Raw genomic sequence first — 11589 nt, forward strand, 5'->3', positions numbered from 1 at the left:
GGGCCCCCCCCCCCCCCACGACCGGCTCACAGGGTTTGCCCGGAACCTACTCCAGGGTTCACTGCCTGCTCGGCGCCAGCTCGTCCTTGTCGTAGACCTTCAGCTCCGGCCGCGAGTTCCCCTCCTTGGGGGTACGCCGCAGCCGCTCCTTGAGCCGCTCCACCATCACGTACAGGGTCGGCACCAGCACCAGCGTCAGCAGCGTCGACGACAGCAGCCCGCCGATCACCACGATCGCCAGCGGCTGGGAGATGAACCCACCCGAACCGGTCAGCCCCAATGCCATCGGAATCAACGCGAAGATCGTCGCCACCGCGGTCATCAGGATCGGCCGCAGCCGCCGCCGACCCCCCTCGACCACCGCCTCCACGATGCCCATGCCCTGCTCGCGGTACTGGTTGATCAGGTCGATCAGCACGATGGCGTTGGTCACCACGATGCCGATCAGCATCAGCATGCCGATCAAAGCCGGCACGCCCAGCGGCGTGCCCGTGGCCAGTAGCAGCCCGATCGCACCGGTCGCCGCGAACGGCACCGACACCAGCAGGATCAGCGGCTGCACGAAACTCCGGAACGTCGCCACCATGATCATGAAGACGATCGCGATCGCCGCGAGCATCGCCAGCCCCAGCTGCCCGAACGCCTCGGCCTGGTCGGCGCTGACCCCGCCCACGGTGAAGCTCGCCCCCGCGGGCATCGCCAGCTTGTCCAGCCTCGCGGTCAGCTCGGTGCTCACCGCGCCCAGGTCACTGCCAACAGCCGTGCCCGACACCGTCGCGCTGCGCGCACCGTCGATCCGGGTCACCTGCGTGGGGCCGTCGACCTTGGAGACCTCGGCCACCTGCGACAGCTTGACCATGCCCGCCGCCGTCGGCAGCGTCAGCGCGCGCACCGCCTTGAGGTCCTCGGGAGCCTCACCGGCCCGCAGCACCACCGCACCGGCGCGCCCGTCCAGTGTCAGCTCGCCCAGCGACATCCCGCGGAACCGCTGCGCGACCAGCTGCCCGATCTGCGTCTCGGTCAGTCCCCTGGCCGCGGCCTTCTGGCGGTCGACCCGCACCTCGATGCGCTGCGCACCGGCCTCCAGGTTCGAGGTCACGTCCCGCAGCTCGCCCAGGTCCGCCATCGCCGCGCGCACCGTCTCGGTCGCGGTGCGCAGCGTCGTCACATCCGGCGCCTGCACGATCACCTGCAACTGGTCGGTCGAACCGCCGCCGGGGGCGCCCTGAGCGCCGCCCACGGTGATCTCCCCGACGTCGGAGAGCCCCTTCAGCCGCTCACGTAGCGTGTCCTGCAACGCCTCGGCGTCGGCACCCTCCTCGATCGTCAGCGAGTAGGAGGCCCGGTCTCCGCCGCCACCACCGGTCAGCCCCTGGAGCCCACCGCCGGCCCCCACGTTCACCTGATAGCCGTCCACCGCCTTCAGCGACTTCAGAACCTCCTCGACCTTCTTGGCCGCGGCGTCCGTCGTCGCCAGGTCCGTCCCCGCGGGCATCCGCTGGCTGACCGAGACCGTGTCCTGCCCCGAGGAGTCGATGAAGTTCGTCTCCAGCCGGCCGGCCAGCCCCATCGTCGCGGCGAACACCACCACCCCCACCAGCAGCGTCACCAGCCGCCGCCGGGTGGCGAAACGCAGCACCGGCAGGTAGGCCCGCTGCAACGGACTGCGCAACTCCTTGGCCTCGGCCTCCTCGCGCACCGCCCGCGCCTGCTCGGGCGAGAGCACCGGCGTCTTCAAAAACCAGTAGGCCAGCACCGGCACCACGGTCAGCGACACCAGCAACGACGCCAGCAGCGCCACGCTCACCGTGATCGCGAACGGTGCGAACAGCTGCCCCACCATGCCGCCCACCACCGCGATCGGCACGAACACCGCGACGGTCGTCAAAGTCGAGGCCGTCACCGCGCCGCTGACCTCACGCACCCCCTCCAGCACCGCCTTGCGCTTGGCCTCGCCGTAGCCGAGATGACGCTTGATGTTCTCCAGCACCACGATCGAGTCGTCGACCACCCGGCCCACCGCGATCGTCAGCGCGCCCAGCGTCAGCATGTTCAGCGAGTAGTCACCCACCCACAGTGCGATCAGCGCGATGATCACCGACAGCGGGATGGAGGCCGCCGTCACCAGCGTCGAACGCACCGACAGCAGGAAGACCAAGATGACCAGCACCGCGAACGCCAGCCCCAGCAACCCCTCGGTCGTCAGGTCGTGGATCGACCGCTCCACATAAGGCGCCTGGTCGAAGACCACCGTCACCTGCGAGGAGTCACCGATCGCCCGCACGAAACCCGGGATCTTCTCGCGCACCGCGTGCGAGATGGCCACCGCGTTGCCGTCCGGCTTCATCGTCACCACCACGCCCAGGCTCGGTTGCCCGTTGGTGCGCGTCAGCGAGGTGCCCTCGGCCAGCGACCGCTCCACCGTGGCCACCTCGCCCAGCCGCACCGGCCGGGGGGCCGGCGCCGGACGCTGGGCCTGAGCCTGCCGGCCCTGCGTGCCCTGCTGGGCACCTCCCGGCCGCGCCTGCGCGGGAACCTGCGCCGGCACCGCGGGGGTCAGGTAGAGGTCCTTCAGCTCCTGCAGAGTCGAGACCCGCGCGCCGACCTGCACCGTCAGCGACGTCTTGTCCTCGGTCAGGCTGCCCGCGGGAATCGGCTGCCCGTTGGCGCGCAGCAGGTCGGCCACCGCCGTGGGCGCCAGACCCAGCAGCGCCAGCTTCCCAAGGTCCGGAGTGATCGTCACCACCTCGTCGCGGGTGCCCGTCACCGCCGCCTCGCGCACCCCCTCGATGCCCTGCAGCTCCGGCACCACCAGCCGCTGCAGCCGCTCGGCCATGACCCGCTGGTCGCCGCCGTCGCCCACCGCCAGCTGCACCACCGGAATGTCGTCGGTCCCGCCCGTCAGCACCTGCGGGTCGACCTCCGCCGGCAGCTGCGTTTTGATCCGCGACAGCGCCTGCTGCATCTTCGAGACCGCGGCGTCGATGTCGGTGCCGTACTCGAACGCCACCTGGATCTGCGCCATCCCCTCCCGAGACGTCGAGGTCACCTCCGTGACGCCCTCCAGCCCCTGGAAACTGTTCTCGATCGGCTCGGTGACCTGCTCCTCGACGATCTCGGGAGAGGCGCCCAGGTAGGGGGCCACCACGAACGCCCCCGGGAAGGAGAGCGAAGGCAGCAGTTGTTGCTTCAACGACGGGATCGCGAAGACACCGAACGCGCTGAGCACCAGCGCGATCAGTATGACGAGGCTACGGTTGGCGAGGCTCAACCTGGCCAAGGAGGTCATGGGGGCGGGACTCCTCAATGGATGTCACAACAAGATTCGCCCCAGACTAACACTTCGCCTCATGCGAATATTTAAGGAAGCTTACCGTTCCTGATAACCTTCTCAGGAAGCGAGAGGTGAGCGTGAACGACAACCGCGAACGACTGATCGACCAGATCGGTGCCATCCAGCGCGACCTGGGACGACTGTTCGCCCAGCACCGCCCCTCCTCGCCCCTCTTCGACTCCAACCTGACCATGCGCCAGCTCAAGGTCGTCATCTTCCTGTCCTGCCAGGACTCCGCCTCCGGCCAGGACCTCGCCGGCCACCTCGGCGTCGGCCTCGGCACCGTCACCGGCATCGTCGACCGCCTCGTCGCCCACGGCCTCGTCGACCGCCGCGAGGACCCCCACGACCGCCGGGTACGGCGCGTCGGACTCACCCCCGCCGGCCTGGCCCTGACCGAGCAGATCGCCGACGCCGGCTTCGCCGACTTCCGCCGCATCCTGTATCACCTCGACACCGCCACCCTGCACGACCTGTCCAACGTCATGGAGAAGATCCAGCAGGCCGCCTCCACCCTGCACGACCACTCTGCACACGAAAAGGTAGGACGATAGGTTTCGTTGCTGTGATCACACCCATCAACGACCTCTTCCGCCTCACCGGCCGCACCGCCCTCGTCACCGGCGGCAGCTCCGGCATCGGACGCACCATCGCCCACACCCTCGGCCACGCCGGCGCGGCCGTCGTCATCGTCGCCCGCCGCACCGAACAACTCACCCGTACCCTCGACGAACTCCACGACCAGGCCATCAACGCCGCCGCCATCAGCGCAGACCTCGCCGACCCCGCCGACATCACCCGCATCCGCGACCAGGCCCCCACCCTCTTCGGCGACATCGACATCCTGGTCAACAACGCCGGCAACAACATCCGCCACCCCATGGCAGAGCTCACCGACGACGACTACCACCAGACCATGGCCGTCAACATCACCGCCCCCTACCTCCTCGGCCAGCACTTCGGCCCGCGAATGGCCCAGCGTGGCTGGGGACGCATCATCAACCTCGGCTCCCAGCAATCCCACAAAGCCTTCGGCGACAGCGGCGCCTACGGCATCTCCAAAGCCGCCATCACCGGCCTCACCCGCTCCCAGGCCGAAGCCTGGTCCCCCCACGGCGTCTGCGCCAACACCATCATCCCCGGCTTCGTCCTCACCCCCCTCACCGAACCCGCCCAGGCCATCCCCGGCCGCGTCGAAGCACTCGCCGCCCGCTCCATGATCGGCCGCAACGCCACCCCCGCCGACTTCGCCGGCCTCACCCTCCTCCTCGCCTCCGACGCCGGCGCCTACATCACCGGCCAGGCCATCTGCGTCGACGGCGGCTTCTCCGTCCACTGAGCCACCCACCGAGCCACCACCGGCCACGCCATAGCAACCCCGCTATGCCCCCCAAGCCATCAAAACCGCCCCCAGACCGCCCCAGGCCGAGGTGGCGCGCCCGGCACCGAGGAGATCGGCGCGCCGCCCATGCCGCAGCAGAGGATGGAACACCAGGCCACGTCGCCGACCGGGACGACCCCGCCCGTGCTACCACCCGGCCGCGACCAGGACGGCGCTCACGGACCTCCCCACACCCTCAGGCCTAGCACTAACACCCACGAGCAGAATCCCAGCCCCAACCCGGCAAAACCCCCATAAACCATCAGCCTGCACATCACCCACCATGATTGAATAACGCCCCGGATCCCAAACACCCCCGGGGACGCTCATGACCACCACACACCAGCACCCCACCAACGCCCGACGAGCCGTCTCCTACTTCTTCATCCTCCTCGGCACCGTCTCCGGAGCCTGGGCCGCCCGCATCCCCGCCATCAAACACACCCTCGACCTCAGCGACGGCCAGCTCAGCTACGGACTCCTCGCCATCGCCATCGGACTCATCACCGGCATGCGCTTCGCCGGACACCTCACCGACCGCCTCGGCAGCGCCCGCCTCATCACCCCCGCCGCCATCGCCACCTCACTGACCGTCATCCCCCCCGGCTACGCCACCACCCTCCCCGCCCTCATCGCCACCCTCTTCCTCTTCGGCCTCGTCAACGCCTCCCTCGACGTCTCCATGAACGCCCACGGCGTCGAAGTCGAACGCGCCTACGGCCGCCCCATCATGTCCTCCTTCCACGGCATGTTCAGCATCGGCGGACTCATCGGCGCAGGCATCGGCGGACTCTTCGCCTGGCTCGACCTCAGCGCCGCCGCCACCCTCACCGCCGTCGGCATCCCCCTCGCCCTCGCCTCCCTGTACGCCCGACGCCACCTCCTCCCCACCACCCCACCCCCGGCCACCCACACCACCACCCCACGCCGCGCCCCATGGACCAACTGGATCATCCTCATGGGAATCGTGGCCTTCGCCGGACTCGTCGGAGAGGGCGCCGCCAACGACTGGACCGCCGTCTACCTCTTCCAGAACCTCGGCGCCCCCCAAGCCGTCGCCGCCGCCGGATTCGCCGTTTTCTCCACCGCCATGACCATCGGCCGCTTCGCGGGAGACCACCTCGCTCAACGGTTCGGCCCGGTGCACCTGGTCCGCTACTCCGGGCTCGTCGCCGCCCTCGGCCTCGGCACCGCCCTGCTCGTCGGCCAGACCCTCGTCGCCTTCGTGGGATTCGCCCTGTTCGGCCTGGGCCTGGCCACCATCGTCCCCCAGGTCTTCTCCGCGGCGGGAAACCACGACCCGGCCCGTGCCGGGCAGGCCATCGCCCAAGTAGCCACCGTCGGTTACGCCGGGCTCGTCGCCGGCCCCGCCATCATCGGCGGCGCCGCCGAACTCATCGGCCTGCCCGCCGCTCTGGGGATTCCCGTCCTGCTCGCGGCGTTCATGGCGGCCTCCGCCGGAGCACTACGTCACCCGCAACCGTCATGATCGGTGAACAGGACGTCCCTTGTCTCCTGGAGAGAGTCTTTAGTCCACTTGTAAATGATCTTGATGCAAAGCGGATGCCTTTACAATGTAGATTTATAAGAGAGGCCCGAGTCCGTACGACCACCGGTGCCGGTACACCTTCGCCCGCTGGCGCTCCACCGGAAGCCGCGAGACCGACCCCGTGGCCATCCCGCCCCGGCTGTGGCGGTGGGACCTTCCCCGACGTGCGTGAAGGCCCCGCCCCTACCTGCCCGCAGGCCTGGCTGGACGCCCCCCAGCCGATACGCGACTGCTCGTGCTCGACATCGGACAACACCCCCGGCGTCATCCGCACCAGGAGGGAAAGACCCGCCCATGACCGACCAGCCCACCCGCTCCGGCGGCGCGACGATCGCGGTCACCGGCGCCACCGGCCGTCTCGGCGGGCGTGTGGCCCGCCGTCTGGCCGCCGCCGGCATCCCGCAACTGCTGCTGGTGCGCGACCCCGCCCGCGCCCCGCACCTGCCCGGCGCCGCCGTCGCCCGTGCCGGCTACAGCGACCGCGAGGCCGCAGCGGCCGCCCTGCGCGGCGTCGAGACGGTGCTGATGGTCTCGGCCTCGGAAAGCCCCGACCGTCTGGAGCAGCACCGCGCCTTCGTCGACGCCACCGCCGAGGCCGGCGTCGCCCACCTGGTGTACATCTCCTTCTACGGCGCCGCACCGCAGGCCACGTTCACCCTGGCCCGCGACCACTGGGCCACCGAGCAGCACATCCGCGCCACCGGCCTGGCCTTCACCTTCCTGCGTGACAACCTGTACGCCGACTTCATGCCCGCCCTGGTCGGCGACGACGGCGTCATCCGCGGCCCCGCCGCCCTGGGCCGAACCGCGGTCGTGGCCCAGGACGACATCGCCGACGCCGCGGTCGCCGTCCTCACCGACCCGGCCGGGCACACCGGGGCCACCTACGACCTGACCGGCCCACATGCTCTCACCATGGAGGAGATCGCCGCCGTCCTGTCGCAGGCCACTGGCCGCACCATCACCTACCGGCCGGAGACGGTGGAGGAGGCATACCGCTCCCGCGCCGCCTACGGCGCCCCCGCCTGGCAGCTCGACGCGTGGATCTCCACCTACACCGCCGTCGCCGCCGGCGAACTCGACGGCCTCGGCGACGCCGTCCCCCGCCTGACCGGCCATCCGGCCACCCCCCTGGCCGACGTCATCGGCGGGCGGAGCGGGTAACCCGAAAAAGGGACGGACACGTCAAACGACAAGTTCGCAGCTCGGTGCAGTTTCGGGAGTACCGGCCGAACCAGCGGGACGTCGGCGAGGAACACAGAGAGTTGACACTGGGTTATCGCAACCTCACAGTGAAGCCGGCAGACGCTCCCGCCGCGAGGGGATCCCATGAGCGCATCGCACGATGCTGACCGCCGTCTCCAGGCCCTGGAGCTGCTTCGGCGGGAAGGGGTCCACTCCCCCGACGACCTGGCGGGGCTACTGCTGGCCGAGGCCGACCGCACGTGAGCCTCTGAGGAGGACATCCTCTACCGCCGGGCCAGCGGCAAGCCGGTCGGGCTCGCCCAGCCCGCCTCCCCCGCGTTGCCTTGGCGGGCCGGGCGTACGCGGCACCGGCCCACCCAGCTGCCGATACTGCTGGACGACAAACACGAGATCGCACCCGGCGAGGTGGCCGCACTGGACGGCCTCGCGCTGGATTACGTATGGGACGACGCAGCCGCCGAACGCCAGGTCCTTCGCGCCTTCTCCGTAACCCAGGAAGCGCTGGACTACATGCGCGACCAGCCCGTGCGGACCGCGTCCCCCGGCACCGGCACCCACTCCGCTATCCCGCCACCTACGGTTTGCCGCCTGGATCCAAGCTGCACGTGCAGCCCTTCCAGAGCATCGCCGATCTGGGAGCCAAGGGGTTCAACGATCGCATCTCGGCTGTGAACCACCACTACTTCGCGTTCTAATGGTCGTTGGTGAGGATCGGCCGATCCTTGGGATCGGTCGCCGGGGTCGGCGACGCCCGCGACGTCGGTGCCCCCAGCACGTGAGGAGGCGACATCCGCAGGTGGGCGCTGTTCGACGATGTCCGACCATCGATCTCAGGGAGCCGCACCAGGCGGGCGGGCGGCCGTAGCGGGGCGGAGAGATCGGCCGCATCGCCGGACCGCCGTACCGTGAAGAAGTGACCACCGTGCCTTCTCATCAGAGGTCCGCGGCTCTGGCGCCGTTCGTGGCGGGCTGCCCTCGTCCACGATGTCGATCACGATCCCGGAGGCGGACTCATTGGAGATCGCATGGCTCGGGCGGCCCGGCTCGCGGGAACGATTCCGGGCCGTCGTCGCCGGGCTTCACCTGAAGGCAGCCGAGCTGAGGCAGGAAGGCGGCACGCGCGGCGTGTGGCGGTCAGCCTGGCGGCAGTGGCTGCGGCGTCGGGATTCGCCGACCAGGCGCACCTCACCCGGGAATGGCGGGCCATCGCCGGGTGCACGCCGACCGAGTGGTTACGCGCCGAAGGCCTGACCGCGCGGGGCCCATCAGCCCACGACAGCCGCCAGGCCATGAGGGTGCGTCCAGATGAAGCGGCCGGTACCGTCGCCCCGAACGGGGCGGCTTTGACAGGGCGGCGGGAGTGCTCGCCCACCGGCGACCACCAGAGACCTCGAGTCTGCCCGAACAGCCGACCCGACGGCTCCCATCAGGCGGCCTTGAGCACGGTGGCCAGGTCGTCGGGGATGGGCATGGGCCGGGTGAGGCCGGCGCGGGCGCGGCCGGTGTTGCCCTCGGGGTAGCGGCCCAGCGCCGAGCCGGGCGCCGCGACGATGATGCGCACAACCTGGCCCAGGGCCTCGCGGCGGTCGCGCTGGGCCACGGCGAGGGCGAACATCGCGAGGTGGTTGGCGGTGTGCGGCCACGGCCAGGGCTGGGAAAGGATGTGGGCGCGCTCCAGGTGCCGCCAGCGGGTCCGCGCCTGCGTGGCGGCGCGGGCGGCGCGCATCTCGGCCTGGTAGGCGACGCGCACGTGTTCAGGCATCCGGCCGATCATCATGCCTCCTGACCACCGTGTCGATGCTGACGGTGGTGGGGGCGTCGGCCTGGCAGCAGCCGTCGGCGCGGTCCTTCCCGCTCGCCGTGGCGCTCTGGCCCGCCTCACCGGTGGGGGCGCAGCAGGCGTCCCCGCGCCAGGCTTCGCGGCCTTCCTTGACCGCGACGGCGGCGATGACCAGGGCGGCGATCGGGTCGGCCCAGGACCAGCCGAACAGGCTGTTGAGCGCCAGGCCCACCAGCAGCACGCCGGACAGGTAGGTGCACAGCAGCGTCTGCTTGGAGTCGGCCACCGCCGAGGCGGAGCCCAGCTCGCGGCCCGCGCGACGCTGTGCGTACGACAGGAACGGCATGATGACCAGGCTCAGGGCGGCCAAGGTCAGGCCAGGGGTGGAGTGCTCGGCCTCGCCGGCGCCGAGCAGGGCGCGGACGGCGTCGAAGGTGACGTAGGCGGCCAGGGCGAAGAACGAGATCGCGATGACGCGCAGCGCGGTCTTCTCGCGGCCTTCGTGGTCGGCGGCGGAGAACTGCCAGGCCACCGCCGCGGCGGAGGCGACCTCGACGATCGAGTCGAGGCCGAACCCGATCAGCGCCGCGGAGGAGGCGGCGGTGCCGGCGGTGATGGCCACGGCCGCTTCGACCACGTTGTAGGTGATGGTGGCGGCGACCAGCAGCCGGATGCGGCGCTGCAGTAAGACCCGCCGCTCCGGGGCGGGCAGGTTCAGCGTGGTCATGACACGCCCTCTGCTTCGATCGCGCCTGCCTGCTCGGCGAGGCGTCCGAGATCGTGGTCGATCTCGGCCCGCAGAGCGCCGTGCGCGTCGGCCGGGCCCTGCCGGGTGCCGGACCGGGTGCCGTGGACGGGGCACAGCATCACGGCGTGGCCGGTGACGGCCAGCAGGTGCTCGGCCGAGGCCAGCAGGTCCATCAGCTCGGGCCGGGCCAGGGAGTAGAAGGACTGGCGGCCTTCGGCGCGATAGTCGACCAGGTCGCAGTCGCGCAGGCAGGCCAGGTGTTTGGACACCGTTGACTGGGCCAGCCCCAGCTCTGCGGTGAGGTCCACCACCCGGGCCTCACCGCGGGCGAGCCGTTGCACGATGCGCAGCCGGCTCTCGTCGGCCAGGGAGTGGAACAGCGCTGCCGCCGGGGAGACACCGGTCGCGATGTCGGCACTGACACACCGGCCACCATCAGAATCAATCGCCATATGACGATGATATCCCGATTTGCTTATGTATTGGGGAGAGGGTGCGCTACGCTCGGCGTTGACATCACGTCACGACGGTCGCAGACGTGGCGGCGCTCAACGCCGAATCGCCCAGCCCGGCGCCCAGGTCCCGGCGGCGTCGTGACCGGCGGCCGCGGCGGCGAGGTGGGCGCGCAGGGTGGCCAGCGCCGGGTGGAGGTTGTCGCGACGCCACAGGAGCGAGTGCGGGTAGACGGGCGTCGGGTCGGTCACCGGGATGCGGCGCAGGCCGTGGTCGGCGGGCCAGACCAGGCGGGTCTGCTCGCTCATGAAGGTGGCCAGGGCCGGGGTGTCGGCGATGGTGTCGAGGAGCGCGTCGGAGCCGAAGTTGGGGCCGGTCGCCTCGATGGTGAGGCCGAACTCGGCGACGAGATCGGCGTAGTAGGCGGCCCACTCGGTGCCGGGGACGATGCCGGGCATCCAGATCCGGTGCCCGGCGAGCTGGGCGACGGTCACCGACCGGGCGCCGGCCAGCGCGTGGGCGGGGCCGATGAGGAGCTGGAGCGGCTCGTCGAGCACCCAGGCGGACTCGACGTCCTCGGGAAGGGGCCGGCCGGGCACGACGACGGCGCGGAAGGAGGCGTCGATCGCACCGGACCGAACGGCGGCGACGGCCGTCTCGATGTCGAACAGCATCACCACGTCGAGCTCGATCTCGGGGTGCGCGCGGTGGAAGCCGCGCATCAGGCCCGACGCCGCGCTGCGCGAGGCGATCACGTCGACGCGCAGCGGACGGCTGCCGGGGAGCACGGACGCGACCGCCCGCTCGGCGACGCGCAGCAGCTCGCGCGCGTGGGGCAGGAAGGCCTGCCCGTCGATGGTGAGCCGGGCCCCGCGCGCAGCGCGAGTGAACAGCCGCACGGCGAGGTCCCTCTCCAGCCCGGCGATGCGCTTGGAGACGGCCTGCTGGGTGATCGACAGGTCTGCGGCGGCGTGCTGGAACTGGCCGGTGTCCACGACGGCGACGAACGTGCGCACAGCATCGAGATCCACACTGGCCGACCTTAGTGCACAACTCGTGGTTGTGTGACTTCGGTCGGCTGGTTGTTTGACCCGCCTGCTGGCTGCGCGTTTTGATCTCTCGAATCAACGGGTGGTTG

At 70.6% G+C, this 11589-nt stretch carries 9 protein-coding genes; 4 read left to right on the forward strand and 5 right to left on the reverse strand.

Features of this window, described 5'->3' with window-relative positions:
* Nucleotides 1-58 precede the first annotated feature (58 nt).
* Entirely contained in the window at nucleotides 59-3289 is a 3231-nt protein-coding gene (locus AB0K21_RS22440; RefSeq protein WP_364152767.1) for an efflux RND transporter permease subunit, read from the reverse strand.
* Between the two features lie 116 nt (nucleotides 3290-3405).
* On the opposite strand from AB0K21_RS22440, the gene AB0K21_RS22445 reads away from it, so the two are divergent.
* From AB0K21_RS22445 to AB0K21_RS22460, 4 genes are all read left to right on the forward strand, one after another.
* On the forward strand, nucleotides 3406-3888 hold the full coding sequence (locus AB0K21_RS22445) for a MarR family transcriptional regulator (protein ID WP_364152770.1): 483 nt from the start codon (nucleotides 3406-3408) through the stop codon (nucleotides 3886-3888).
* An 11-nt stretch (nucleotides 3889-3899) separates the two neighbouring features.
* Nucleotides 3900-4673 (forward strand): SDR family oxidoreductase, encoded by a 774-nt coding sequence (locus AB0K21_RS22450; protein ID WP_364152773.1) that lies wholly within the window; start codon nucleotides 3900-3902, stop codon nucleotides 4671-4673.
* Between the two features lie 370 nt (nucleotides 4674-5043).
* Nucleotides 5044-6204 carry an MFS transporter gene (locus AB0K21_RS22455; RefSeq protein ID WP_364152776.1) on the forward strand — a complete coding sequence of 387 codons (1161 nt, stop codon included), beginning with the start codon at nucleotides 5044-5046 and terminating at the stop codon, nucleotides 6202-6204.
* A 354-nt stretch (nucleotides 6205-6558) separates the two neighbouring features.
* Nucleotides 6559-7428, forward strand: coding sequence for an SDR family oxidoreductase (locus tag AB0K21_RS22460; RefSeq protein ID WP_364152779.1), 870 nt, complete (start codon nucleotides 6559-6561; stop codon nucleotides 7426-7428).
* A 1468-nt stretch (nucleotides 7429-8896) separates the two neighbouring features.
* On the opposite strand, the gene AB0K21_RS22465 is transcribed toward AB0K21_RS22460, so the two are convergent.
* The 4 genes from AB0K21_RS22465 to AB0K21_RS22480 all read right to left on the reverse strand — a co-directional run bounded on the left by AB0K21_RS22465 (nucleotide 8897) and on the right by AB0K21_RS22480 (nucleotide 11482).
* A complete protein-coding gene (locus AB0K21_RS22465) occupies nucleotides 8897-9232 on the reverse strand; it encodes a DUF3703 domain-containing protein (RefSeq protein WP_343973436.1) in 336 nt (111 codons plus the stop codon).
* Nucleotides 9225-9977 carry a cation transporter gene (locus AB0K21_RS22470; protein WP_364152783.1) on the reverse strand — a complete coding sequence of 251 codons (753 nt, stop codon included), beginning with the start codon at nucleotides 9975-9977 and terminating at the stop codon, nucleotides 9225-9227. Before AB0K21_RS22470 ends, AB0K21_RS22465 begins: the two co-directional genes overlap by 8 nt.
* Complete coding sequence (locus AB0K21_RS22475) at nucleotides 9974-10450, reverse strand: metalloregulator ArsR/SmtB family transcription factor (RefSeq protein ID WP_343973430.1); 477 nt, start codon at nucleotides 10448-10450, stop codon at nucleotides 9974-9976. The genes AB0K21_RS22470 and AB0K21_RS22475 overlap by 4 nt, the downstream gene beginning before the upstream one ends.
* 96 nt (nucleotides 10451-10546) lie before the next feature.
* Nucleotides 10547-11482, reverse strand: a complete 936-nt coding sequence (locus tag AB0K21_RS22480) for a LysR family transcriptional regulator (protein WP_343973427.1) — start codon at nucleotides 11480-11482, stop codon at nucleotides 10547-10549.
* Nucleotides 11483-11589: the final 107 nt, after the last annotated feature.

The organism is Streptosporangium sp. NPDC049248 (assembly GCF_040678965.1).
Lineage (GTDB): Bacteria > Actinomycetota > Actinomycetes > Streptosporangiales > Streptosporangiaceae > Streptosporangium > Streptosporangium fukuiense.